Origin of the sequence: Sphingomonas morindae, from assembly GCF_023822065.1 — a bacterium.
GTDB lineage: Bacteria > Pseudomonadota > Alphaproteobacteria > Sphingomonadales > Sphingomonadaceae > Solisphingomonas > Solisphingomonas morindae.
Genome location: NZ_CP084930.1, coordinates 248,850 through 273,312, shown reverse-complemented (window position 1 = coordinate 273,312; position 24,463 = coordinate 248,850). Strand labels below are relative to the sequence as shown.

Annotated in this window: 19 protein-coding genes; 8 read left to right on the top strand and 11 right to left on the bottom strand. The window is 69.7% G+C overall.

Going from position 1 to position 24,463, the window contains the following annotated elements:
- Window position 1 precedes the first annotated feature (1 nt).
- Window positions 2-889, top strand: coding sequence for a glucosamine inositolphosphorylceramide transferase family protein (locus LHA26_RS01295; protein WP_252166958.1), 888 nt, complete (start codon window positions 2-4; stop codon window positions 887-889).
- Here the strand turns inward: LHA26_RS01295 and LHA26_RS01290 are convergent.
- Genes LHA26_RS01290 through LHA26_RS01280 form a run of 3 tightly spaced genes read right to left on the bottom strand, consistent with a single transcriptional unit; the run spans window position 861 to window position 3,930 of the window.
- Window positions 861-1,913, bottom strand: a complete 1,053-nt coding sequence (locus tag LHA26_RS01290) for a glycosyltransferase family 4 protein (RefSeq protein ID WP_252168262.1) — start codon at window positions 1,911-1,913, stop codon at window positions 861-863. The two genes, LHA26_RS01295 and LHA26_RS01290, sit on opposite strands and share 29 nt — an antisense overlap.
- A complete protein-coding gene (locus tag LHA26_RS01285; protein WP_252166957.1) occupies window positions 1,913-3,007 on the bottom strand; it encodes a glycosyltransferase in 1,095 nt (364 codons plus the stop codon). Before LHA26_RS01285 ends, LHA26_RS01290 begins: the two co-directional genes overlap by 1 nt.
- Window positions 3,007-3,930: a LysR substrate-binding domain-containing protein gene (locus tag LHA26_RS01280; protein ID WP_252166956.1), complete on the bottom strand. Its 924-nt coding sequence runs from the start codon at window positions 3,928-3,930 to the stop codon at window positions 3,007-3,009. Before LHA26_RS01280 ends, LHA26_RS01285 begins: the two co-directional genes overlap by 1 nt.
- A 689-nt stretch (window positions 3,931-4,619) precedes the next feature.
- Here LHA26_RS01280 and LHA26_RS01275 point away from each other — a divergent pair.
- Window positions 4,620-7,148, top strand: coding sequence for a TonB-dependent receptor plug domain-containing protein (locus LHA26_RS01275; RefSeq protein ID WP_252166955.1), 2,529 nt, complete (start codon window positions 4,620-4,622; stop codon window positions 7,146-7,148).
- 274 nt (window positions 7,149-7,422) lie between these two features.
- Here LHA26_RS01275 and LHA26_RS01270 read toward each other — a convergent pair whose 3' ends face one another.
- On the bottom strand, window positions 7,423-7,734 hold the full coding sequence (locus LHA26_RS01270; RefSeq protein WP_252166954.1) for a DUF3297 family protein: 312 nt from the start codon (window positions 7,732-7,734) through the stop codon (window positions 7,423-7,425).
- A 155-nt stretch (window positions 7,735-7,889) separates the two neighbouring features.
- Between LHA26_RS01270 and acnA the strand changes: the two genes are divergently transcribed.
- The gene (acnA, locus tag LHA26_RS01265) at window positions 7,890-10,568 is read left to right on the top strand and encodes an aconitate hydratase AcnA (protein ID WP_252166953.1); all 2,679 of its coding nucleotides are present in this window, start codon (window positions 7,890-7,892) and stop codon (window positions 10,566-10,568) included.
- A gap of 51 nt (window positions 10,569-10,619) precedes the next feature.
- Here acnA and LHA26_RS01260 read toward each other — a convergent pair whose 3' ends face one another.
- The gene (locus LHA26_RS01260) at window positions 10,620-11,114 is read right to left on the bottom strand and encodes a hypothetical protein (RefSeq protein ID WP_252166952.1); all 495 of its coding nucleotides are present in this window, start codon (window positions 11,112-11,114) and stop codon (window positions 10,620-10,622) included.
- A gap of 34 nt (window positions 11,115-11,148) precedes the next feature.
- The gene (gene ygfZ, locus LHA26_RS01255) at window positions 11,149-11,919 is read right to left on the bottom strand and encodes a CAF17-like 4Fe-4S cluster assembly/insertion protein YgfZ (RefSeq protein WP_252166951.1); all 771 of its coding nucleotides are present in this window, start codon (window positions 11,917-11,919) and stop codon (window positions 11,149-11,151) included.
- A gap of 53 nt (window positions 11,920-11,972) precedes the next feature.
- On the opposite strand from ygfZ, the gene LHA26_RS01250 reads away from it, so the two are divergent.
- Window positions 11,973-13,304, top strand: a complete 1,332-nt coding sequence (locus tag LHA26_RS01250; RefSeq protein WP_252166950.1) for a dihydroorotase — start codon at window positions 11,973-11,975, stop codon at window positions 13,302-13,304.
- 141 nt (window positions 13,305-13,445) lie between these two features.
- Entirely contained in the window at window positions 13,446-14,474 is a 1,029-nt protein-coding gene (locus LHA26_RS01245; RefSeq protein WP_252166949.1) for an aspartate-semialdehyde dehydrogenase, read from the top strand.
- A gap of 25 nt (window positions 14,475-14,499) precedes the next feature.
- Here the strand turns inward: LHA26_RS01245 and LHA26_RS01240 are convergent, their stop codons facing one another.
- On the bottom strand, window positions 14,500-15,216 hold the full coding sequence (locus LHA26_RS01240; RefSeq protein ID WP_252166948.1) for an MgtC/SapB family protein: 717 nt from the start codon (window positions 15,214-15,216) through the stop codon (window positions 14,500-14,502).
- A gap of 93 nt (window positions 15,217-15,309) precedes the next feature.
- Here LHA26_RS01240 and LHA26_RS01235 point away from each other — a divergent pair, with 93 nt between their 5' ends.
- Genes LHA26_RS01235 through LHA26_RS01225 form a run of 3 tightly spaced genes read left to right on the top strand, consistent with a single transcriptional unit; the run spans window position 15,310 to window position 18,784 of the window.
- Entirely contained in the window at window positions 15,310-16,086 is a 777-nt protein-coding gene (locus LHA26_RS01235; protein WP_252166947.1) for an alpha/beta fold hydrolase, read from the top strand.
- Between the two features lie 34 nt (window positions 16,087-16,120).
- A complete protein-coding gene (locus LHA26_RS01230; RefSeq protein ID WP_252166946.1) occupies window positions 16,121-17,353 on the top strand; it encodes a GGDEF domain-containing protein in 1,233 nt (410 codons plus the stop codon).
- 24 nt (window positions 17,354-17,377) lie between these two features.
- Window positions 17,378-18,784: an amino acid permease gene (locus LHA26_RS01225; RefSeq protein WP_252166945.1), complete on the top strand. Its 1,407-nt coding sequence runs from the start codon at window positions 17,378-17,380 to the stop codon at window positions 18,782-18,784.
- Here LHA26_RS01225 and rsmA read toward each other — a convergent pair.
- The 4 genes from rsmA to LHA26_RS01205 all read right to left on the bottom strand — a co-directional run bounded on the left by rsmA (window position 18,734) and on the right by LHA26_RS01205 (window position 24,304).
- On the bottom strand, window positions 18,734-19,594 hold the full coding sequence (rsmA, locus tag LHA26_RS01220; RefSeq protein ID WP_252166944.1) for a 16S rRNA (adenine(1518)-N(6)/adenine(1519)-N(6))-dimethyltransferase RsmA: 861 nt from the start codon (window positions 19,592-19,594) through the stop codon (window positions 18,734-18,736). The two genes, LHA26_RS01225 and rsmA, sit on opposite strands and share 51 nt — an antisense overlap.
- Window positions 19,591-20,607 carry a 4-hydroxythreonine-4-phosphate dehydrogenase PdxA gene (gene pdxA, locus LHA26_RS01215; RefSeq protein WP_252166943.1) on the bottom strand — a complete coding sequence of 339 codons (1,017 nt, stop codon included), beginning with the start codon at window positions 20,605-20,607 and terminating at the stop codon, window positions 19,591-19,593. Before pdxA ends, rsmA begins: the two co-directional genes overlap by 4 nt.
- Window positions 20,604-21,884, bottom strand: coding sequence for a peptidylprolyl isomerase (locus LHA26_RS01210; RefSeq protein WP_252166942.1), 1,281 nt, complete (start codon window positions 21,882-21,884; stop codon window positions 20,604-20,606). Before LHA26_RS01210 ends, pdxA begins: the two co-directional genes overlap by 4 nt.
- Before the next feature lie 164 nt (window positions 21,885-22,048).
- The gene (locus tag LHA26_RS01205) at window positions 22,049-24,304 is read right to left on the bottom strand and encodes an LPS-assembly protein LptD (RefSeq protein WP_252166941.1); all 2,256 of its coding nucleotides are present in this window, start codon (window positions 24,302-24,304) and stop codon (window positions 22,049-22,051) included.
- Window positions 24,305-24,463: the final 159 nt, after the last annotated feature.

The following is a 24,463-nucleotide window of genomic DNA, read 5'->3' as shown; positions in this document are numbered from 1 at the left end:
CTTGGGGCTGGCGCGGGACATCTGGCGCGTCGGCGTCATCGACGCGCCGATCGATGCGGTGGTGCGCGCCGGCGGGCTGGCGGATTTCGCGTGGCGGCTGCTGCCGCCCGAGCCCGGCATGTGCTTTCTCGCCGATCCCTTCGCGTTGGTGCGCGACGGGGTGCGCCATGTCTTTGCCGAACGCTATGACTATCGGGATCGCCATGGCGTGATCGACTGGCTGCGGCTGGAGGGCGGTCACGTGGCCGAGCGCGCCACGGTGCTGCGCACGCCCTGGCATCTTTCCTATCCCTTCGTGTTCGAGGCGGAGGGCGCGATCTGGATGCTGCCCGAGGCCTATCGCTCGGGCCGGCTGACGCTCTATCGCGCGGTGGAGTTTCCCCGGCGCTGGGAGGCGGCGGCGGAGATCGCGCTCGATGCCGTGGCGGTCGATCCCACGCTGTTCTTCGAGAACGGGCTGTGGTGGCTCTTCTACACGCCCGCGCTGACCGACCGGCTGCACTGCGCCTTCGCCGAAGCGCTGACCGGGCCGTGGCGGCCGCATCCCGGCAATCCGATCCGCAGCGGCGCGGAAGGCGCGCGGCCGGGGGGCACGCCGCTGCGGCTCGACGGGCAATGGGTGCTGCCGGTGCAGGATTGCGTGCGCACCTATGGCGCGGCGATCCGGCCGCTGCGCCTGACCCGTCTCGATACGGACCGGATCGAGACAGATCTGGGCGCGCCGCTGGCGGTGCCGCCGGCGCTGGCGCCGTATCGCCGCGGCTTCCACACGCTGGCGGCGATGGGCGACCAGACGCTGTTCGACGCCAAGCGCATCACGCTCACCCCCTATTCGGTGGGGGTGCTGGCGCTGCGCAGCCTCAGAGCGCCGCGAGGCGCGCGACGATAGCGCGGCCGGCGGCCTCGAACCGCGCGGGCGCGTAGCGCTCCAGCACGCGCGCCCGCGCCGCCGTGCCGAGCGCGGCCAGCCGTTCGGGCTCAGCGAGCAGATCGGCGAGCGCCGCCGCCAGGGCGGCGGGATCGCCCGGCGGCACCAGCCGGCCGGTGGCGCCGTCGACGATGCTGAACGCCATCTCGCCGACTTCGCTGCCCAGCACCGGCAGGCCGGCCTGCATCGCCTCGTGCGCGGCGACGCAGAAGCCCTCCGAGCGTGACGGCTGCACATAGAGGTGCAGCGCCGCCAGCCACTCGCCCGGCCGCTCGGCATAGCCCGGCAGCGCCAGACCGCCCGCCGCCTCCAGCGCCGGCCGCGCCGCGCCTTCGCCGGCGATCGTCGTGATGATCGGGGGAAGGCCCGGCGGGAGCCGGCGCAGCGCCTCGGCCAGCACATCATAGCCCTTGACCGGGTGGAGCCGGCCGAGGCTGCCGATCCGCACCGGCTCGCCCGGCCGCCACGGCCGCGCGCGGGGCGCCTCGGCATCGGCGCGGAAGATCGGCCACCGCATCAGCCGGTCCGCCGGCACGCCCATGCGCTCGGTGGCGAAGCGCGCGACCGCATCGGAATCGGCCACCCAGATGGCGGAGAGCCGCCGCGTGGCGCGGAGCAGGCGAAGATTGGCGGGGCGGAGCCAGGCGGCGTGCTGCCAGCTCGCCACCGGCAGGCGCCGCCTCAGCCCCACCAGCTGGCCGAGCAGGGTGGCGCGGCTGAGCGACGTCCAGATATGGGTGGCGCCGAGCGCGGCGATCTCGCGATCGAGCCAGCGCAGCGCGGCGCCATGATCGGTCAGCCCGCCGGACCGTACGCGCACCGCCAGCCCCGCCGCCGCCATCGCCGGCAGCGCGCGGCCGTCGCGCCGGGTGAGGGCGAGCACCGTCATCTCCACGCCGGCGGCGCGCAGCACCTCGGACAAGGCCGGCACGGGCAGGGCCGCGCCGCCGCCCTCCACCGAGTTGATGACATAAGCGAGCCGCATCACGCCATCGCCTCCGCCAGCGCAGCGAGATAGGCGGGCGCGCCGCGATCGAGCCGATAGGCCGCCACCCCCGCCGCGAGCCGCGCAGGATCGGGCGGCGGCATCGCCAGCGCTTCGGCGATGGCGATGGCGAGCGCGGCCGGATCGCCGGGCGGCACCATCAGCCCCGTTGCCGGATCGCCCAGCAGATCGCGCGCCGCCGGCGTAATCCGGGTGGCGACGACCGCGCGCCCGGCGCCGAGCGCCTCGGGGATGACGGCGCCATAGCCCTCGAAGCGCGAGGGCATGACGAACAGGCGCGCGGCATCCAGCAGCGGCCGGATATCGGGCACGATGCCGGCGAAGCGGATCTGCCCGGCGACGCCGCGCGCCGCCGCGAGCGCGCGCAGCGCCGCGTCCTCGGGGCCCCCGCCCGCCAGGGTGAGGCGGATTTCGGGGCGGCGCAGCCGGGCGAGCGCCTCGATCAGCACGTCGAACCCCTTTTGCCGGATGAAGCGCCCAGCGGCGAGCAGGTGCGGCGCGGCCGGGGCGGGGCGGGGTGGTGGCGCATCGGGATCGAGCGCGGGCAGCGGCACGACGCGGGTGATGGCGCGGCCGAGAATACGGTCCGCCTCGCGGCGACCGTCCGCGTCCATCGCGATGCAGCGGGTGGCGCCGGCCAGCCGGCGGCGCATCCGCTGCTCGAACCAGGCCTGGCGAAGGCCGCGCCGCTGCGGCAGCACCAGCGGCGAGCTGATCTGGACGAGCAGCGCCGGCCGGATGGCGGCGGGCAGGCCGGCCAGCGCGGGCACCAGTGGCCAGTGATAATTGCCCGGGATAAAGCAGGCGTCCACCGGCGCCGCCGCGAGCGCGCGCGCCATGGCCGTGGCGAGGCGGCGGCGCGCGCCCCAGCCGCGCGGGATCGGCGGATCCAGCGGCAGCAGCCGCACGCCCTCGGGCAGCAGCGCGCGCATCGGCCCGCGCGGATCGCCGCACAGCAGCGTCACCGCGACGCCCTGATCGCGCCAGCCGCGCGCCAGCCGCAGCGCGATCCGCTCGGTGCCGCCCAGCGGCAGATCGTGCAGCGCGATCGCGATCGAGGCGGGCCGCCGCATCAGCCGGCCTGGAGCAGCGCCAGCAGTCGCGCGGCGGCGGGACGCGGGCGGAAGGGATGGAGCAGCCAGAGGCTGGTCGAGGCGCCGGCATCGGCGAGCGGCCGATAGCAGACCGTATCGAGCGCGAGCCGGCGCAAGGGCGCGGGCAGGATCGAGAAGCCGAGCCCCGCCGCCACCAGCCCGAGCAGGGTGGACAGCTCGCGCGCTTCCTGCCCCATGCGCGGCTCCACCCCGGCGCGTTCGAACAGCGCCCGCAGATCGGCCAGAAAGCCTTCGCCGTCATAGGGATAATGGACCATGGGCAGATCGCGCAGCGCGGCCAGCGCAAGCGGACCCGTCTCGCCGGCGAGCGCGTGATCCTCGGGCAGCGCGACGATCATCGCCGATTCGGCGAGGCGGGTCGCGGTGAAGGCGTCGCCGAGGCGCGGCGCGCGGTGGCTGTGGGCGAGACCGATATCGAGCGTGCCCGCGCTCAGCCCGGCGCGTTGCGCGGCGAGGCTCACCTCGCCGACATCGAGATGCACATCGGGATGGTCGCGCCGGAAGCGCGCCAGCGCGGCGGATACGGGCGCGGCGAACAAGGCCGAGGGCAAAAGGCCGATCGCCACGCGGCCAAGCTCGCCCTGCTGCGCCCGCCGCGCCGCGCCGATCGCGCGATCGGCCTGGGCGAGCGTGGCGCGCGCCTCGTCCAGAAACAGCGTGCCCGCCTCGGTAAGCCGCACGCGGCGGCTGGAGCGCTCGAACAGGGCGACGCCCAGCTCCTGTTCCAGCAGGCGGATCTGCTGGCTGAGCGGCGGCTGCGAAATGCCGAGCTGCCCCGCCGCGCGGCCGAAATGCAGCTGCTCGGCGACGCAGACGAAGTAGCGCAGGTGGCGAAGCTCCATGATCGATAGGGTATAGCTATCGATATCGCCGGAATCCATACTGGACCGGCTGGGAAGCGGCTGTCAGGACGCGATCCAACCTCGGTCCGGGGCGTCGCATCATCCCCCCTCGCGCCGCTACGGATCGGGGCCGCAACCGATTCTTCGCAGATGCAGCTTTCGCACTTGCAGAAGATTACGCGAGTCGCTCACAAAACCGTCATAATGGACTCACCGGAGTCATAAGGCTCGCGAGTCAAGACGGGGGGAGGGCGCCGAAAGGGCCGCCGGTCATGGGGGCCGGCGCTCGAGGAGGCACCCGTCTTGCACGATCGGTACGGCTCCGATCCTGCCCTGGCCACGCGGCGGTGAGCCGCGCGCGCCCGATCGCGTCTCGCTTTCCCTTGTCCTTGTTCTCTTCCCGCGCGGCTTGTGCGTCGCGCGGCCGGTGGCGTGCGGCCGCTGTGCGCGGCGCGGGTGCGCATTCACGCCCTTTCTGTTGCGCAGGCGACACAGTACGAAAGAAGTGATGTAGAGGCCGTAAAAGAATCTTGTGATTCAATGCGTCATCTTCCTAGCATCAAAGTGTAACAACCAGGTGAAGGCCCGTACCGGGATAGTAGAGGCGGGTGCCATGGGCACTTCCGCAAGCGATGAATACTGGCTTGGTGTCGTCATCACAGGGGAATGGCGAGCGCTAGACTCGCGAACAGGGAAGATGCTGGAGGCCTCAACAGGGGGGAGGCTCCATGACGAACGTTCCATCTCTTGTACGAATTGCGCTCGTGGTCGCGCTGGCCAGCAGCACGGCGGCCTTTGGCCAGTCCCCGCCCGGCGCGGCGCCCGAGGCGCCGGGCGGCGTGGACGAGCAATCCGACATCATCGTGACGGGCACGCGCGCCAGCGGCATCACCGTCGCCGAGAGCGCCGCGCCGATCAAGCTGGTCGGGGCCGATGCGATCAGCCATGTCGGCCAGCCCAATCTCAACCAGGTGCTGACGCAGCTGGTGCCGTCCTTCACGGCGCAGGGCTTTGGCGGCGATACCGCCAATCTCACGCTGTCGGCATCGCTGCGCGGGCTCAACCCCAACGAGACGCTGGTGCTGGTGAACGGCAAGCGGCGGCACGGCACCTCCAATCTGCAGGTGCTGGCGAGCGCGTTCCAGGGCGGCGCGGCGCCCGATCTGGACTATATCACGCCCAATGCGATCGATCATATCGAGGTGCTGGAAGACGGCGCCGCCGCCCAATATGGTTCCGACGCGATCGCCGGCGTCATCAACATCCTGCTCAAGCACAAGGATGGCGGCACCTTCACCGCCACCGGCGGCCAATATTACAAGGGCGACGGCGAGACCTATTCCACCAGCCTGAACTATGGCTGGTCCAACGACCGGGGCTTCGTGAACTTCACCGGCTTCTACCGCTATCACAATTTCTCGAACCGCGGACAATACGACACCCGCGTCTATGATCCGGCCACGGGCGACGTGCCCGCCACCGTCAACCCCACGCTCGCGGCGGCCTATCGCGCGATGCCGGGCTGGCCCAACATCAACTATATCGTCGGCGACGCGCGCTCCAAATTCGGCGTGGGATCCTACAATGCCGGCTATGACCTCGCCGACAGCGTGCAATTCTACACCTTCGGCACGATCGGCTTCCGCAAGGCCGAATCCTACGAGAATGTCCGCCTCCCCGACCGCGTGGTCGGTTCGTCGACGATCGATCCGGCGACCGGCCTGTTCGTCGCGGGCACCTATGGCGCACCCGACGCGCTGGTGCCGCGCCCGCAAGGCTTCGAGCCGCAGGAAGCCGTGCGCGAGCTTGATTATCAGTTCACCGGCGGGTTGAAGGGCGATCTCGCCGGCTTCCACTGGGATCTGAGCGGCAGCTACGGCGCCGATCGCGCCAAGATCAAGACGCTCAACTCGATCAACAAATCGCTGTACGTCGATACCCATAATGATCAGTCGGATTTCTACGACGGCTTCTATCGCGCAGCCGAGACGGTGTTCAATCTCGATGTCAGCCGCGAGATCGGCAGCATCGCCACGCTCGCGGCGGGCGGCGAATATCGCAACAACAGCTACACCATCGGCGGCGGCGAACCCAATTCCTATTACGGCACCGGGGCGCAATCCTTTCCCGGCTTCAACCCGCTCGCCGCCGGCCGCCATGCCCGGCACAATTACGCCATCTATGGCGATGTCGCGCTGACGCCGGTCGAGGGCCTCAAGCTGGACGGCGCGGTGCGCTACGAGGATTATAGCGATTTCGGCCACAAGACGACCTGGAAGGCGACCGGCCGCTATGACTTCACCCCGGCGATCGCGGTGCGCGGCACCGCCTCCACCGGCTTTCGCGCGCCGACGCTGGCGGAGGAATGGTACACCGCCGTCAACGTCTCGCCGACATCGGCCACCGCCCAGCTCGCGGCCAATTCCGCCGCCGCCAAGGTGCTGGGGATCCAAAATCTCAAGCCGGAAACCTCGCGCAACTACAGCGCCGGCCTGGTGCTGCGGCCGACCTCGCGGCTGACGGTGACGATCGACGCCTATCAGATCCGCATCCGCAACCGCATCGTCGGCAGCGGATCGCTCGCGGCGGACACCAGCAACGCCAATGATCCCGTCACCCGCGCGATCGCGGCGGCGGGCGTGGTGCTGGAGCCGGGGCTGCCGAGCTTCGTCTCCGCCTTCGTCAACGGTCCGACCACGCGGACGCGCGGCATCGATCTGGTGGCGAGCTACAACGCCGATTTCGATCGCTTCGGCAAGGCCGTCTTCACTCTGTCGGGCGCCTACAACAAGACCCGCATCACCCGCGCCGGTGCCGGGACCGCGATCGTGCCCGCCGATGAATTGTTCAACCCGCAGACCTACAGCTTCCTCACCACCACCTTGCCGCGCTGGAAGGTGATCGGCGGCGTCAATTGGTCGCTCGGCGCCTTCAACCTGGTCGCGCGGGAAACCTATTACAGCCAGTCGGTGGCTTTGCTCTACAACGACAATGATCCGCTGGCGGCGACCAGCTATGCCTATAGCCGCGTCAAGCCGGCGGCGCTCACCGATCTCGAGCTGGACTATCACCTGACGGAGCGGATCACGCTCGCGGTCGGCGCGAACAACCTCTTCGACAAACAGCCCGAAAAGGTGCGCTTCGATCAGGACGGCGTGCTCTCGGGCGACACGCTGGTGGGCGGCGCGCCCTACACGCACGGGCCCTATGGCATCAATGGCGGCTATTATTATGGCCGCATCGACGTGAAGTTCTGATCCGCGGCGGGGCGCGGCGGCCTGTACGGCCGTCCGCGTCCCGCGCCCGGCGTCAGAAGCCCACAAGCAGCGCGATCGTACCCGCGCAGATCAGCATCGATCCGGCGCTGATCAGCGCCAGCAGCCCGGCGTCCGATCGGGCGATTTCGGGGCGCAGCCTGTCCATGACGGCCTCCTCTCCGCGCCCCCGGTCCAAATGGCCGGGGGCGTCGGGTGGAAGCATAGCATGGCCGCCCGAGTCGCGCAGCGGCGCGACGTTGGGGATGGCGTGACCCTATTCGTCGGCGGCGGGGGCGGCGGGGGCGGCGGCGGACGCGGGGGCCTCGGGCGCCGCCTCGGCGCCGGCGGCGGGCCGCTCGAAATAGGGCTCGACCTTGCCCTGCAGCTTGAGCGTCATCGGATTGCCCTTGCGATCGAGCGAGCGGCCGGCGGCGACGCGTACCCAGCCTTCGCTGACGCAATATTCCTCGACCGTCGTCTTCTCGACGCCGTTGAGGCGGATGCCGACGCCCCGCGCGAGCGCCTCGGCATCATGATAGGGGCTGCGCGGATTGACGGAGAGGCGATCGGGGGGCGTGTCGGTCATGATCTCTTCCGATGGCTGGACAGGAGGTTTGGCCGGCGCGCCATAGCCGCTCGGACGCGCGCCGCCAAATCCTGTCGCACAGCCTTTTCGCCTGCCCCCCCAGTTGCTACACGGCCGCCGACTCCCCCATCCCGCATACAGCGAAGGAACCAGCCATGACCGCGATCGGACAGGACAGCCTAGCCACCCGGGACACGCTTGATGTGGGTGGCAAGAGCTACGCCTATTATTCGATCGCCAAGGCGGCCGCCAAGCTCGGCGACGTGTCGCGTCTGCCCTTCTCGATGAAGGTGCTGCTCGAGAATCTGCTGCGCTTCGAGGACGGCAAGACCGTGACCGCCGAGGATGTGCAGGCGATCGTCGACTGGCAGACCGATCGCACCTCGGAGCGCGAGATCCAGTATCGCCCGGCGCGCGTGCTGATGCAGGATTTCACCGGCGTGCCCTGCGTGGTGGATCTCGCCGCGATGCGCGACGCGATGAACGCGCTCGGCGCCGACGCCGCCAAGATCAACCCGCTGGTGCCGGTGCATCTGGTGATCGACCATTCGGTGATGGTGGACGAGTTCGGCACGCCGCAGGCCTTCGAGGACAATGTCGCGCTCGAATATGAGCGCAACGCCGAGCGCTACGAGTTCCTGAAATGGGGGTCCAAGGCGCTCGACAAGTTCAAGGTCGTGCCGCCCGGCACCGGCATCTGCCACCAGGTGAATCTGGAGCATATCGCCCAGGCGGTGTGGACCAGCGAGGATGACCAGGGCGTCACCATCGCCTATCCGGATACCTGTGTCGGCACCGACAGCCACACCACCATGGTCAACGGCCTGGGCGTGCTGGGCTGGGGCGTGGGCGGCATCGAGGCCGAGGCGGCGATGCTGGGCCAGCCCGTTTCGATGCTCATCCCCGAGGTGGTGGGCTTCAAGTTCACCGGGGCGCTGCGCGAGGGCATCACCGCCACCGATCTGGTGCTGACCTGCACCCAGATGCTGCGCGCGCGCGGCGTGGTGGGCCGCTTCGTCGAATATTTCGGCCCGGGCCTGGCGGGCCTCTCGCTCGCCGATCGCGCCACGCTGGCCAATATGGCGCCCGAATATGGCGCCACCTGCGGCTTTTTCGGCATCGACGACAAGACGCTCGATTATATGCGCCTGACCGGGCGCGACGAGGCGCAGATCGCGCTCGTCGAGGCCTATGCCAAGGCGCAGGGCCTGTGGCTCGATCCGAACGCGCCCGAGCCCGTGTTCACCGATACGCTCGAACTCGATCTCGCCTCGGTGGAGCCCTCGCTGGCCGGCCCCAAGCGCCCGCAGGACAAGGTTCTGCTGAGCGCGGTGGACGATGTGTTCAACGCCGATCTCGCCAAGGTGTACAAGCATGAGGGCACCAAGCGCGTGCCCGTGGACGGCAGCGGCCATGATATCGGCGATGGCGATGTGGTGATCGCCGCCATCACCAGCTGCACCAACACCTCCAACCCCTCGGTGCTGGTGGCCGCCGGACTGGTCGCCCGCAAGGCGCACGAAAAGGGCCTGAAGCCCAAGCCCTGGGTCAAGACCAGCCTCGCGCCGGGCAGCCAGGTGGTCACGGACTATCTGGAAAAATCGGGCCTCCAGAAAGATCTGGATGCGATCGGCTTCAACCTGGTGGGCTATGGCTGCACCACCTGCATCGGCAATAGCGGTCCGCTCGCCGAGCCGATCTCCAAGGCGATCAACGGCAACGACATCGTCGCCGCCTCGGTGCTCTCGGGCAACCGCAATTTCGAGGGCCGCGTGTCGCCGGACGTGCGCGCCAATTTCCTCGCCTCGCCGCCGCTGGTCGTCGCCTATGCGCTGAAGGGCACGGTGACGGAGGATTTCCTCACCACCCCGATCGGCCAGGCGCGCGACGGCAGCGACGTGTTCCTCAAGGACATCTGGCCGAGCAACGAGGAAGTGCGCGCGCTCATCGACGCCAATATCGATCGCGCCATGTTCGCCACGCGCTACGCCTCCGTGTTCGCGGGCGACGCGCGCTGGCAGGCGATCGAGGTGACCGGTTCGGACACCTATAGCTGGAGCCCGACCTCCACCTATGTCGCCAACCCGCCCTATTTCGAGGGCATGGACATGGCGCCGACGCCGGTGACGGACATTGTTGACGCGCGGCCGCTCGCCATTTTCGCGGACTCGATCACCACCGATCACATCTCGCCGGCCGGCTCGATCAAGGCCGACAGCCCGGCCGGCCGCTACCTCACCGAGCATCAGGTCGCCCGCAAGGATTTCAACTCCTACGGCTCGCGGCGCGGCAATCATGAGGTGATGATGCGCGGCACCTTCGCCAATATCCGCATCAAGAACGAGATGGTGCCCGGCATCGAAGGCGGCATGACCAAGCATGTGCCGACCGGCGAGGTCGAGGCCATCTACGATGCCGCGATGCGCTACAAGGCGGAGGGCACGCCGCTGGTGGTGATCGCCGGCAAGGAATATGGCACCGGCTCCTCGCGCGACTGGGCGGCCAAGGGCACCACGCTGCTCGGCGTGCGCGCGGTCATCACCGAGAGCTTCGAGCGCATCCACCGCTCGAACCTGGTCGGCATGGGCGTGCTGCCGCTCCAGTTCGTCGACGGCGTCGATCGCAAGACGCTCAACCTCGACGGCAGCGAGACCTTCACCATCACCGGCGTCGCGGCGCTGCGCCCGCGCCAGATGGTCGAGGTGCAGCTGACCCGCGCCGATGGCAGCACCGAGACCTTCCAGACGCGCTGCCGGATCGATACCGTCAACGAGCTGGACTATTTCCTGAACGGCGGCATTCTGCCCTATGTTCTGCGGAAGCTCGCCGCCTGAGGCGGCGCGGCGCCCCGCGCCCCGCGCCCGTCGCGGGGGCGGGGCGGAGCGTCAGCCCGCGAGCGCGCGGGCGAGTTCGGCCTTGCTCATCCTGGAGCGTCCCTTGATCCCGCGCTGCCGGGCGCGGGCGTAGAGATCGGCCTTGCTGGTGCCATCGCGATAGGGCGCGGTGGCCTTGGCGATATCCTCGGGCTGGGCGGAATATTGCCGGCCCGCGGCGTCATCGGCCTTTTTCTTGGCGCTGGTGCGGCGATAGGCTTCGTCGCTCAACGCCTCGCGCGCGCGGCGCGGCAGGTAGCGCTCATGCGTCTCGCCGCTTTTACGGCCGGATTTGGTGCCCCATTGCTCGTCGCTCCATTGCTGGAGCGCATTGTCGGCGGTTTTCGGCCCGACATAGCCGCCGCCCTGCTTCTTATATTCGACGGTGGCGAGCTGCGCCTTGCGCGCGGACCATTGGCCGGGCTTGCCGCCCTTGTCGCCTTTGGTCACCGCCTCCTTCACGCGCGCCCACAGCGCGGGATCGTCATGCTCGGCCGTTTCTGCCATGGCGGGCCTCCTTCCGGCCCGCTGAACGCGCGAGTCAGGCCGCCGGTTCGGCCAGCGCGGCGGCGAGCCAATCGGGCATGACGATGCGGCCCCAGCCGATCCCCGTGGCGATCTGTTCCACCCGCACCAGCGCCACCGCCTGGCCGAGCGCGGGGTACCAGATGCGCGCCGCCTCGCCGGGATCCTCGCCGCACGCCACCACCACCAGCCGGCGGTTCACCTTCTGCCGCCAGTTCATGCGGGCGGTGTTTTCCTGGCCGACATAGCAGCCCTTGGTGAAGCTCACCCCGTTCAGCGCGCCGGCATTGGTTTCCAGCCACAGGGTCTTGTCCTGGCCGAGTTCGGCCACGCCCTCGGTGACGCCGAGGCCGAGCCGGTGTGCGCGCCACGCCGCATCCGCCGGCGCGCCGCCGGGGGCGGCGAGCCAGCGCCGGCCGAGCGCGGCGAGGCGCGGATCGGGCTGGCCCGGGCCATCGGGGGCGGCGGACCAATGCACCGCGAGCCCGGGCTCGGGCGCGATGGTGAGCGCGCGGCGCAGCCGGTAGAGCGTCAGCCGCCGCGTCAGCGCTTCGGCCTGCGTCGCCTCGCAATCGATCAGCACATCCGCGCCATCGGCCCAGAGCAGGAAATCGAACAGCGCCTTGCCCTGCGCGCTGAGCAGCCCCGCCGCGACCGGCCCGGCCTCCAGCGCGCGCACATCGTTGGTGACAAGCCCCTGGAGAAAGCCGCGCACATCATCGCCCGAGAGGCGGATCAGGGCGCGATCGCAAAGCTGGGTGGCGGCGAGCGGGGTGGCGGTGGTCATGCCGGCAAGGTAGGAGGCGGACAGGCGTTCCCCAAGTCTCAGGATGCGTTGCCATGGCCGAAAGCTTCGATCTGATCCTCCGCAACGGCACGGTCTGGACGCCGTCCGGCCCCGCCGAAACCGATGTCGCGGTGCGCGACGGCCGGATCGTCGCGCTGGGCGGCGGCTTCAGCGGCGCCGAGACGATCGATTGCACGGGCCTGGATGTGCTGCCGGGGGTGATCGACAGCCAGGTCCATTTCCGCGAACCGGGGCTGGAACATAAGGAAGATCTCGAATCAGGCAGCCGCGCCGCCGTGCTGGGCGGGGTGACCGCCGTGTTCGAGATGCCCAACACCAAGCCCAACACCGATTCGGCGGAGGCGCTGGCGCACAAGCTGGCGCGGGCGCGCGATCGCATGTGGTGCGACCACGCCTTCTACGTCGGCGCCACCGCCGCCAACGCCACCGAACTCGGCGCGCTGGAGCGTCTGGACGGCGCGGCCGGGATCAAGGTGTTCATGGGCGCCTCGACCGGCGATCTGCTGGTGTCCGACGATGCCGAGCTGGCGCGCGTGCTGGCGCATGGCACGCGCCGCGTCGCCATCCACGCCGAGGATGAGGCGCGCATGCAGGCGCGGCTCGACGAGCGGGTGCCCGGCGATCCCGCCAGCCATCCCGTCTGGCGCGACGATGAGAGCGCGCTGCTCGCCACGCGCCGCATCGTGCGGCTCGCGCGCGAGGCCGGGCGGCGCATCCACGTGCTCCACGTCACCACCCCGGCCGAGCTGGAATTTCTCGGCCAGAACAAGGATATCGCCACCTGCGAGGTGACGCCGCAGCATCTCACCCTGGCCGGCGAGGATGCCTATCCCCGGCTCGGCACCTATGCTCAGATGAACCCGCCGATCCGCTCCGGCGCGCACCGCGACGGGCTGTGGCACTGGCTGCGCCAGGGCGTGCCCGATGTGATCGGCTCGGATCATGCGCCGCACACGGTGGCGGAAAAGGCGCAGGCCTATCCCGCCTCGCCCTCGGGCATGCCGGGCGTGCAGACGCTGGTGCCGCTGATGCTCGATCATGTCGCCGCCGGACGGCTGACGATGCAGCGCTTCATCGATCTCACCTCGGCGGGTCCGCAGCGCATCTTCGGGCTCGTCACCAAGGGCCGGATCGTGCCCGGCTATGACGCCGATTTCACCATCGTCGATCGCGCGCATCGCTGGACGGTGGAGGAGAGCTGGCTCGCCAGCCGCGCGGGCTGGTCGCCCTTCACCGGCATGACGCTGACGGGCAAGGCGCTGGGCACGATCGTGCGCGGCCATCGGGTGATGTGGGAAGGCGAGCTTGCCGCCCAGGCGCATGGCCGGCCGGTGCGCTTCGAGGCCACCTATCGTCCGCGCTGACCGCGCCGCCGCGCGAGGCGCGATCCGGCGACCTCCGCGCAGCCGGCGGGCTTGCATCCGGCGGATCGCGGCCCGACTTTGACAAATTCGGGAACGCGCCTAAGGCCGGCGCGCAACTTTTGGAAGGCTGGAGTAGAATCGATGGGGTATCGGGTCGTCGTGGCGGGGGCCACCGGCAATGTTGGGCGCGAGATGCTCGCGATCCTGGCCGAGCGGGAATTCCCGATCGACGAGATCGCGGTGCTCGCCTCCTCGCGCTCGACCGGCGACCAGGTCGAGTTCGGCGATACGGGCCGGATGCTGACGATCAAGAATATCGAGCATTTCGACTGGACGGGCTGGGATATGGCGCTGTTCGCCATAGGCTCCGAGGCGACGAAGAAATATGCGCCGATCGCCGCCGCCGCCGGCTGCACCGTCATCGACAACAGCTCGCTCTACCGCATGGATCCGGACGTGCCGCTGATCGTGCCCGAGGTAAACCCGCAGGATATCGACCAGTATCGCCGCAAGAACATCATCGCCAATCCCAATTGCTCCACCGCGCAGATGGTGGTGGCGCTGAAGCCGCTGCACGACCGCGCGACGATCAAGCGGGTGGTGGTGTCCACCTACCAGTCGGTGTCCGGCGCGGGCAAGGCGGGGATGGACGAATTGTTCGAGCAGAGCCGCAACATCTTCGTCGGCGATGCCGCCGAGCCCAAGAAGTTCACCAAGCAGATCGCCTTCAACGTCATTCCCCATATCGACAGCTTCCTTGATGACGGCTTCACCAAGGAAGAGTGGAAGATGGTGGTGGAGACCAAGAAGATCCTCGATCCCAAGGTGAAGGTCGTCGCCACCTGCGTGCGGGTGCCGGTGTTCGTGGGCCATTCCGAGGCGATCTCGATCGAGTTCGAGCAGGAGATTTCGGCCGAGGAGGCGCAGGCGATCCTGCGCGAGGCGCCCGGCATCATGCTGGTCGATAAGCGCGAGGATGGCGGCTACACCACGCCGGTCGAGTGCGTCGGCGATTTCGCCACCTATGTCAGCCGCGTCCGCGAGGATCCCACGGTCGATAACGGGCTCGTGCTGTGGTGCGTGTCGGACAATCTCCGCAAGGGCGCGGCGCTCAACGCGGTGCAGATCGCCGAGCTGCTCGGCCGCCGCCACCTGAAGAAGGCGGCCTGACCGCCGGCCACCGGGCGGCGCGGGCTCAGTCCTGGGTCTGCGCCTCCCAGGTGGCGTGGCGCACGCCCAGCTCGGCGAGCAGCGCATCGGTGGCGCGGTCCAGCTCGGCCTCGTCGATCGCGGTGGAGACGAGCGTCGCCACCAACTCCACCTCCTGCGCCCCGCGCGGCGTGAGCACGACATCGGCGACCGGGTAGCGCGCGCCCTCCAGACGCTCGACCAGCAGATCGCGCACGCGATCGGCATGCTGGGCGTCGCTGGTGAGCGAGACGCGATAGGTCGCCTCCACCGTCGCGCCGCGCACGGGGATGCGGTTGATCGCATTCACCAGCGGCCGCAGCACCGTATTGCCGGCGATGACGAAGAAGGTCAGCAGCGCGGCTTCGGCGGCCATGTCGGTGCCCGCCGCCGCGCCCACCGCGCCCGAGCACCACAGCGTCGCGGCGGTGTTGAGGCCGCGCACGTTCATGCCTTCCTTCATGATCACGCCGGCGCCGAGAAAGCCGATGCCGGACACGACATAGGCGATCACGCGCACCGCCTCGGCATCGCCCGCGATGCGCTGGGCGAGATCGACAAAGGCCGCCGCGCCCAGCGCCACCAGCGCATTGGTGCGCAGCCCGGCGGTGCGCTGGCGATATTGGCGTTCGGCGCCGATCAGCGTGCCGAGCGCGAAGGCGCTGGCATAGCTCATCAGCGAATCCAGAAAGGCCGCGCTGTGGAAGGTCTCGAGGAATCGCATCGTCGCCTCACCGTCATCGCGTCTCGACACCGGGTCTTTGCCCGGCTACCCGCGCGCTGACCAGAGCCCAAGGGCGCAGCACGGATCCACAGCGTGGCCCAATCCGATCTTCCGATCCAGAATTTCACCGCGCCCGACGGCACCCGCCTGGCCTGGCGCGAGACCGGGACGGGGCATCCGCTGGTGCTGATCCACGGCCTCTTCTCCAACGCCTTCGTCAACTGGATCCGGCCGGGCTATGCCGAGGCGCTGGCGGCGCGCGGTTTCCGCGTGATCCTGCCCGATCTGCGCGGCCATGGCGAAAGCGAGGCGCCGCACGCGCCGGATCGCTACCCGCCCGACATTCTCGCGCGCGACGGGCTGGCGTTGCTCGACCATCTTGGGCTGGCGCCGGGCGGCTATGATCTGGGCGGCTATTCGCTGGGCGGACGCACCACGCTGCGGATGCTGGTGCTCGGCGCGCGGCCGCGTCGCGCGGTGCTGGCGGGCATGGGGCTGCAGGGGATCGAATCCACCGGCACGCGCTCCGACCATTTCCGCAACGTGCTCTCCAACATGGGCCGGCATCCGCGCGGCAGCGCCGAATGGTTCGCCGAGGCCTTTCTCCGCACCACCGGGGGCGATCCCGAGGCAATGCTGCCGCTGCTGGGGAGCTTTGTCGACACGCCGCGCGCGGTGCTGGCGACGCTCGCCACGCCGAGCCTGGTGGTGGCCGGAGTGGACGATCACGACAATGGCTCGGCCGCCGATCTCGCGGCGGCACTGCCCGACGCGCGCTTCGTCAGCGTGCCCGGCAACCATATGAGCGCGGTGGTGAACCGGGCGCTGGGCGAGGCGATCGGCGATTTTCTCGCGGCGGATCGTCCTTAGCCTTTCCTTCACGCCAACTCATTAGAACGACGCCATGAGTGCGGCGGCGATTGTCCTGATCAGCCTGGCCTCGACAACGCTTCTGGTGGCGTTGGCGATGATGATCGCATGGCGTCGCTTCGGCCATGCGCGCGCCGCCTTGCTGTGGAGCATCGCCTTCGGCGCCGGCTCGGCCCATCATGCCGCCAGCCTCGCGCGGGTTCTGCTCATGCCGCGCGGCGCGCTCTTCACCCTGCTCTCGACCGAACTCGCCTGCGCCAGCTTCGCGCTGATCGCCTGGGGCTTCCTGCACCGTGCCGGCAGCCGGCTGCGGCCGCTGATGATCGCCTGGGGCGCGATAGCGCTGGTGCTGATCGTGCTGTTCGCGGGGGGCGGCGCCTATGCGCTGTCGCTGCTGCGGCTCGTCACCGCCGGGTTCGAGGGAAGCATGCTGCTCGTCGCCGCGCGCGCGCTCCATCGCAGCACTGCCCGCCACCGCACCGCCGGGCGCGCGGCGACGCTGATGCTCGTGCTCTACGCCGTCTATGCGGTCAGCCTGGCCGTGGTCGGCGGCTTCACCGCGCCGGGCGGCGGGGTCGAGCTCAGCCATTATCATGTGCTGGTCATGCTGGGCGTGCCGATCGGCATGATCGGGACCGGCCTGTTCTGCCTGCTGCTGATCGCCGAGGATCTCGCCGAGCGGCTGCGCCATCTCGCCCATATCGATCCGCTCACCCAGATTCTCAACCGGCGCGGCATCGAGCAGGCCGCCGCGCCGCTGCGCGCCGCCCCGGGCGGCTTCGCCGTGGTGCTGGCCGATCTCGATCGGTTCAAGGCGATCAACGATCGGTTCGGCCATGGCCGGGGCGACGATCTGCTGTGCCGCCTCGCCCGCTATCTCGAAACCATGGTGGATGGCGCGGGGCTGGTCGGCCGGCTCGGCGGCGAGGAGTTTCTGGTGCTGCTGCCGCGCCATGACGAGGAACGCGCGGGCGCCGTGGCGGAACGGCTGCGGGCGGGGATTGGCGGCGCGCTCGGCGATCTCGCCGCGCCGCTGCCGATCAGCGCCAGTTTCGGCGTCGCGGTTGCCGCCGCCGGCCGCTCGGGCGAGACGCTGGCGATGCTGATCGCGCGCGCCGATGCCGCGCTCTACCACAGCAAGCTCAATGGCCGCGACCAGGTGAGCCTCGCGCCGCCGCCCGGCTTCCCTTCCGCCGGCGACCGTGGCACCGAGGCGCATGCGCCACATGACATCGCCGCGCGGACCCGCCGCGCCTACCGGACCTGACGCCCGCAGCCCGAGGGGGCGGCGATGAGCCTGCTCGGCCGGATCAAACCCATCGCGCCGCCCGCCGACGATGCCGCGCACCGATTGCGCCGCACGCTGGGCTGGCCGCATCTGATCGCGCTCGGCGTGGGCGCGATCGTCGGCACCGGCATCCTCACCTTGACCGGGGCCGGCGCGGCGCTGGCGGGGCCGGGCGTGATCCTCTCCTTCCTCATCGCCGGGCTGGTCTGCGCGGCCGCCGCGCTCGCCTATGCCGAGCTGGCGACGATGATCCCGCAATCCGGCAGCGCCTATACCTATAGCTATGTCGCGATCGGGGAGCGCATCGCCTGGATCGTCGGCTGGAGCCTGATCCTCGAATATTCGGTGGTCTGCTCCACCGTCGCCGTCGGCTGGTCGGGCTATTTCACGGGTTTCGCGCGGGGGCTCGGCTGGGAGATCCCGCAGGCGCTCGCCGCCGGGCCGGACGCGGGCGGCGTCATCAACCTGCCGGCGGTGGCGATCATCGCGCTGGTGGCGGGTCTGCTGCTGATCGGCACGCGCGAGAGCGCCACGCTCAACACCGTTCTGGTGGCGCTCAAGATCGCGGCACTCGCCATGTTCGTCTGGCTGACCTTGCCCGCTTTCTCGCGCGCCCATTTCAGCCCGCTGATGCCCTATGGCTTTTTCCAGACGCTCGGTCCGGATGGCACCAAGCGCGGCGTGATGGCGGCCGCCTCGATCATCTTCTTCGCCTTTTACGGCTTCGACGCGGTGTCGACGGCGGCGGAGGAGGCCAAGGATCCGCGGCGCGACCTCACCATTGGCATCGTCGGCTCGATGCTGGCGTGCGTCGTCATCTATGTCTTCGTCGCGGCGAGCGCGGTGGGCGCGCTGCCCTTCCAGCGCTTCGCCGGCAGCGCCGAGCCGCTCGCGCTGGTGCTGCGCAGCCTCGGCCATGATCGTGCGGCGGTGCTATTCGGCGCGGTCGCGGTGGTGGCGCTGCCCACGGTGATCCTCGCCTTCCTCTACGGACAGACGCGCATCTTCTTCGTGATGGCGCGCGACGGGCTGCTCCCCGCCGCGCTCGGCCGGGTCTCGCACCGCAGCGGCGTGCCCGTGGCGGTGACGATCGGCACGGCGCTTGTGGTGGCGGTGATCGCCGCGCTGCTGCCGCTCGCCGAGATCGCGGCGCTGGCCAATGCCGGCACGCTCTGCGCCTTTGTCGCGGTCGGCGTGGCGCTGCTGGTGTTGCGGCGGCGGGATCCGGACCGGCCGCGCGGCTTCCGCGCGCCGGCGGCGCCGCTGGTGGGCTGGGTGGCGATCCTCGGCTGCTGCTATCTGTTCCTCAGCCTGCCGACGGGCACGCAGATCCGCTTCTTCCTGTGGAACGCGATCGGCCTAGCCCTGTATTTTCTCGCCGCCCGGCGCCGGGCCGAGCAGCCGCGCTAGCGCCACCCATTCCTCCACCGCCACCGTTTCCGGCCGGCGCTCGGCGGCGATGCCGAGCCCGGCCAGCGCATCGAGCGCGCCGGGCACGGCCTTGAGGCTCTGCCGCAGCATCTTGCGGCGCTGGCCGAAGGCGGCGGCGGTGAGCCGGGAGAGGGTGGCGGTGGCGGCCCCTGGCGGCGCCGGCTGCGGCACGACATGCACCACCGCCGACATCACCTTGGGCGGCGGCACGAAGGCGGAGCGATGCACCGGCAGCGCGATCGCCGCGCTCGCCCGCCACTGCGCCAGGATCGCGAGCCGGCCATAGGCGTCCGTTCCCGGCCGGGCGACGATGCGCTCCGCCACCTCCTTCTGGAACATCAGCGTCGCCGAGGCCCACCAGGGCCGCCAGGGCTCGGCCTCCAGCCAGCGCACCAGCAGCGCGGTGCCGACATTATAGGGAAGATTGGCGACGATCCGCGTGCCGGAAGCGAGGCGGGCGGGCTCGTCGATCGCCAGCGCATCGCCTTCGATCACCGCCAGCCGGCCCGGCGCCGCCTCGCCCAGCTCGGCGAGCGCGGGCAGGCAGCGCGCGTCGCGCTCCACCGCCGTGACATAGGCGCCGGCGCGGAGCAGCGCGCGGGTCAGTCCGCCGGGCCCGGGGCCGACCTCGTAGACGGGCTGACCGGCCAGATCCCCGGCGACGCGCGCGATGCGGTCCAGCAGCTGGCCGTCGAGGAGGAAATTCTGGCCCAGCGCCTTGCTCGCGGCGAGGCCGTGCCGCTGGATGACCTCGCGCAGCGGCGGCAGCCGATCGAGCGTGTCGGTCATCCGTGGGCGGCGCGGCGCTCCGCGGCCTCGGCCGCCATGCGGATCGCGGCGATCATCGCGCCGGGCTCCGCCATGTTGCGGCCGGCGATCTCGAAGGCGGTGCCGTGATCGGGCGCCACGCGGACGATAGGCAGCCCCAAGGTCATGTTGACGCCCTCGTCGAAATGCAGCGTCTTGAGCGGGATCAGCGCCTGATCGTGATAGGTGCAGAGCGCGGCGTCGTAGCGGGCGCGGGCGCGCGGGTGGAACATGGTATCGGCCGCGAGCGGGCCGACAATGTCGATCCCCTCGTCGCGCAGCTGCTCCACGGCGGGGATCAGTATTTCGATCTCCTCCAGCCCCAAGGCGCCACCTTCGCCGGCATGGGGGTTGAAGCCCGCCAGCGCGAGGCGCGGCTCGGCGATGCCGAAATCGCGCTGCAGGCCGCGCGCCGCCACGCGCGCGCGCGCCATCACGAGATCGATGGTGAGCAGCTCGGGCACGCGCGCCAGCGCGACATGGGTGGTGACGCACACGGTGCGCAGCGTCGGCCCGGCGAGCATCATCGCGACATTGCCCGCCGCCACGCCGCAGCGCTCGGCGACGAACTCGGTCTGGCCCGAATGGGTGAAGCCGATGGCGTAGAGCTGCGCCTTGGAGACCGGCCCCGTCACCAGCGCGGCCACCGCTCCCGAGCGCGCCAGCCCCACCGCGATCTCCAGCGCGGCGATGGCGCAGCGCGCGCCCGGCATGTTGGGCTGGCCGGGCACGATATCGCCGGCATCCTCCACCTCGACGATCGGCAGCCCCTCGTCGAAGCGGGCAAGCGCCTCCGCCGGATCCGAGATGCGCACGATCGGGCCGTCCCACACCTTGGTGATCGCGCGGTAATCGCCGATCGCGAAGAAGGGGGGCAGGGCCGCCTCGGTCCGCCGCTGCCACGCCTTGCCGATGATCTCGGGGCCGATCCCGGCGGGATCGCCCATCGAGAGTGCGAGCGGCGTGGCCAGCGCGGCCGGACGGGGCGGGATCATCGGTACTCGATCACCGCGTCACGGCGCAGGTCGCGCAGATAGCGGCGGGCGCGCTGGTTGACGCGCTGCTCCTCCATCTGGTTGTAGACCTGATCGAAGGAGGGGCCGTTGGTCTGCTCGGGATCGTCGCGCCCGCACAGCACCAGCACGCGCACGCCTTCCTCGACCGAACCGAACGGGCTGGTCGACTGGCCCACCGACATGGAGAGCATCTGCTGCTGCAGCGGCAGCGGCAGATCGCGCACCTTGATGTCGTCGTTGGTGACGACCTCGGCGTTGAACTTGGCGGCGACATCCTTGACGGCGCCGCAGCCGGCCATCTTCTGCGTCGCTTCGGCGAAGGCGGCGACGCGCGGGCTGGCGGTCTGCTGGGTGGTGCCCTTGGGGAAGGTCACCGTCACCTGGCGCAGGCTCAGCACCGCGTCGCGCGGATCGGCGGTCAGCACCTGGCGCTGATCGGACAAAGCGATGATCGAATAGCCGCCCGGCACCTGGATCGGCGGCGTCACCTGGCCGGGCTGCATTTCGGGCAGCACCTGCGCGATGGCGCCCGGCAGCTGCTCGGCGCGGACCCAGCCGAGATCCCCGCCCACTGCCGCGGTCGAGGCTTCCGAATATTGGCGGGCATAGGCGACGAAGCTGCCGCCCTTCTTCAGCTGATCGAAGACGCGATCGGCATTGGCGTGGACCTGCGCGTCGGTCGCCGGCGTGGACGAGAGGAAAATTTCGCCGACATGGAATTCCTTGGTGCCCTTGGACGCCTTGAGCCGGGCGATCACGCCCTTGACCTCGTCGTCGCCGACATTGACGAACGGCTCCACCTTGCGGCCGAGCACGCGCTGCCAGGCAAGCTCGCCCTCGATCTGGCGCTTGATCGATTGCGGCGAGGAGCCCTTGGCGCGCAGATAGGCGGCGAACTGGTCGGGCGATTGCTTGAACTGGGACGAGACGCGCGCGAAGGTCTGGTCGATGTCGCCCTGCGGCACCGACACGTCATTGGCCTTGGCTTCCTGGATCTCGAGCGTCTCGTCGATCAGGTTGCGCAGCACCTGCAGGCGCAGCTGATCCTTCTCCTGCGGCGAAACCTGCTGGTTGTTGGCCGCGAGCACGAGGTTGAGCCGCTGGTCGACATCGGTATCGGTGATGATGAAGCCGTTGACGATCGCGTTGGCCTTGCGGATGTGCGGATCGAACTTGCCGAAGATCTGCACGTCGTTCGGCAGGTTGAGCGGATTGTCGCCGCCGCCGCCGCCGAGCCCGTCATCGGTCTGGGCCATGGCATGGCCGCCGCCGAGCGCCGCCGCCACGGCCAGGCAAAGAGCCGCCCGCGCGGCCGGAAACACCCTGGTTCTGGAAATCACGCTGTCCTCAAATCCCGCCCTCGGGGCTCCATGCGCGGCCCGATCCTACGCCTGATGCCACGCCTACACTGAACCCCGGCTTAGCGCCCAAGATTCTTGAAGGCTAGCTGGAACTGGATGGTGCTGCCCCGCCGCGCATCGCCAAAGGCCGCGAAATCGCGGTGCCACTGGATCGAGGCGCGGAAGCAATCATCCTCATAGGCGAGCCCCACGCGCGACTGGACGGGGTTGAATCCGTCGGCGGTGCTGGCCAGCGGATTGGTGGTGTTCACCTCGTTGGTGAGGTCCACCGTGGTCGATCCGAACACCGACCAGCGCTTCATCAGCAGCACCCGTCCGCCCAGCCGCAGCTCCTGGTGATCGCGCAGATCCTCAATCTCGGGCGAGATGTTGCGGTTGAGGTTGAGATAGCCGATCAGGACATAGGTGTCCTGCGTGCCGAGCGTGGCGTCCACCTCGCTACGCCGCACCGCGAGGCTGTGCTTGTCCAGCCGGAAGCGATGGGTGAGGCTGACGAAGCTGCCATAGCGGATGGTGGTGCGGCCGACGATATCCGAGAAATCGCCCGACAGGCCGGTGCCATCGGGGAAGAGCGAGTCCGGCCCGGCGAGGCGGTAGCTCTGGCCGATCACGCTGCGCAGCGCGAAGCGCGGCAGGTCCAGCGCGTAATCGAGCCCGTAGGTGACGCGGGTATCGCCCTCCCAGCGGTCGTAGCCGTTGAAGCGGTTGAGCGCGAAGAGGTTGGAATCCTCGAGATCGATCGCGCGGGCGTCCTCGTTGGGGATGGCGAGGTTCTTGGCGTGCGGGCTGGCGACGAACTGGACGCGCGGCGTCACGCGCTGGGTGCCGCCGAACAGCGTGCCGACAAAGGGCCAGCGCATGTCCACCGCCGCCGCCGCGATGCCGCGCGTCTGCCAGCCGGGATCGCCCTGGTAGATGGTGGTGGTCGTGAGATCGTTGTCGGCGCTGTGATAGACATCGCCGCGCGCATAGGCGGTGAAGGTCAGCAGCTGGCCGGTCGGCAGCAGCGACCATTTCTGCCATTGCACCCCGGCAAAGGCGCGCTGGGTGCTCTGCCCCTCGTCGCGCGTAATGGCGAGTGTGTTGGCCTGGAGCGTGAAGGTGCCGCCCAGCAGGGATTCGCCGATGCGCCGGCGATAATCGATCAGCGGCACCGCGAAGGGCTGGGTCTTCTGGCTCTGGCCCAGCACCAGCGTGCGGAAGCGCCAGCCGGCGATCGAGAGATAGCTGTCATCGTCGATCCGCTCGGCCGAGATGGTGGAGCGCAGCCGGTCGTCGTCGGAAATCTCGTAGCGCCGCAGGAAGGTCTTGTCGGTGACCTCGCGGATCGAGGCGCGGATCGTCCAGTCCGGCCCCAATTGGTAGCGGCCATTGGCATCGATATAGCCGCGGAACTCGCGCGTGCTGTTGACGACATTGTTCGAGGCCTGGCTGGACGAGGTGGCGTAGCCATGGATCTGGAAGGCACCCAGGCTGTTCAGCTCGCGATACTGCGCCTCGATCATCGGCAGCACGGCGGTGAAGAGATGCGGCGTGACCGTCAGATCGCGATTGGGCGCGATCTGCCAGAAATAGGGCAGCTGCAGCGAGAGGCCGTTGCGGCTGTTATAGCTCGCGTCGGGAACCAGCAGGCCGGAATTGCCGCCCTGGCCGCTGCCATCGGGATGCGAGAAGGCCGGCAGCCAGAACAGGGGCACGCCGAAGAAGCGCAGCCGCGCGTCGCGATAGGACAGCCGGTGCCGCTCCGGATCATAGGTGACGCGATCGGCCGTGATCTCCCACAGGGGCTGTTTGGGGCAGCCATGATCGGTGGTGACGTCGCAGGGCGAATAGGCGGCATGTTCGAGCGTGTAGACGCCGTTCTGCCGCTGGCCCTTCAGCGCCGCCATGCGGCCGCCATTCTCCAGCACCAAAAGCAGATTCTGCGCGATGCCATTCTTCAGATCGTCGGTGAGCTCAAGCTCGTCGGCATAGGAGGTGTCGCCCTGGGGGTTCTGCACGGCGACGCTGCCATAGGCGTGGGCCTTGCCCGTGCCGCGATTCCAGATCACCTTGTCGGCGCGCAGGTGCGTGCCCTGGCGCACCATCCGTACATCGCCCGAGGCGGTGACGATCTTGGCCTGATAATCATAATCGATGCGATCGGCGGTGAAGGCGACCTCATTGTCCGCCAGCGGCTTGTTTTCGCCGGCGACGGCGAGGGCGGGCGACGCCACCGGACGCGCAAGCCCGGCATCGGCGGCGGCCGGCGCGGCGCCATCGGCCACGGTCTGGCCAAGGCCCGGCGCCGCGGCCAGCGCGAGCGCCGCCGCCAAGGGACGGCGTAACGCCGCTATGGTCGGGCAGTTGAATTCCACAGGTCCCCCGGTTCGCCCGATCGGTCTTGCTTATGCTTCCGCCTATTGCACCGCTGCGCGCGCTCCGCAATCGGTGCCGGCGCGGCCGGTCGCGGGGGTGGCGTTGCCGGGCCCGGC

Coding starts and splice junctions, on each gene's coding strand:
- LHA26_RS01225 (WP_252166945.1), top strand. CDS start 17,378: ATGAGCCTGCTCGGCCGGATCAAACCCATCGCGCCGCCCGCCGACGAT.
- acnA (WP_252166953.1), top strand. CDS start 7,890: ATGACCGCGATCGGACAGGACAGCCTAGCCACCCGGGACACGCTTGAT.
- LHA26_RS01270 (WP_252166954.1), bottom strand. CDS start 7,734: ATGACCGACACGCCCCCCGATCGCCTCTCCGTCAATCCGCGCAGCCCC.
- LHA26_RS01245 (WP_252166949.1), top strand. CDS start 13,446: ATGGGGTATCGGGTCGTCGTGGCGGGGGCCACCGGCAATGTTGGGCGC.
- ygfZ (WP_252166951.1), bottom strand. CDS start 11,919: ATGACCACCGCCACCCCGCTCGCCGCCACCCAGCTTTGCGATCGCGCC.
- LHA26_RS01280 (WP_252166956.1), bottom strand. CDS start 3,930: ATGGATTCCGGCGATATCGATAGCTATACCCTATCGATCATGGAGCTT.
- LHA26_RS01285 (WP_252166957.1), bottom strand. CDS start 3,007: ATGCGGCGGCCCGCCTCGATCGCGATCGCGCTGCACGATCTGCCGCTG.
- LHA26_RS01275 (WP_252166955.1), top strand. CDS start 4,620: ATGACGAACGTTCCATCTCTTGTACGAATTGCGCTCGTGGTCGCGCTG.
- LHA26_RS01290 (WP_252168262.1), bottom strand. CDS start 1,913: ATGCGGCTCGCTTATGTCATCAACTCGGTGGAGGGCGGCGGCGCGGCC.
- LHA26_RS01240 (WP_252166948.1), bottom strand. CDS start 15,216: ATGCGATTCCTCGAGACCTTCCACAGCGCGGCCTTTCTGGATTCGCTG.
- pdxA (WP_252166943.1), bottom strand. CDS start 20,607: ATGATCCCGCCCCGTCCGGCCGCGCTGGCCACGCCGCTCGCACTCTCG.
- LHA26_RS01250 (WP_252166950.1), top strand. CDS start 11,973: ATGGCCGAAAGCTTCGATCTGATCCTCCGCAACGGCACGGTCTGGACG.
- LHA26_RS01210 (WP_252166942.1), bottom strand. CDS start 21,884: ATGGCCCAGACCGATGACGGGCTCGGCGGCGGCGGCGGCGACAATCCG.
- LHA26_RS01260 (WP_252166952.1), bottom strand. CDS start 11,114: ATGGCAGAAACGGCCGAGCATGACGATCCCGCGCTGTGGGCGCGCGTG.
- rsmA (WP_252166944.1), bottom strand. CDS start 19,594: ATGACCGACACGCTCGATCGGCTGCCGCCGCTGCGCGAGGTCATCCAG.
- LHA26_RS01230 (WP_252166946.1), top strand. CDS start 16,121: ATGAGTGCGGCGGCGATTGTCCTGATCAGCCTGGCCTCGACAACGCTT.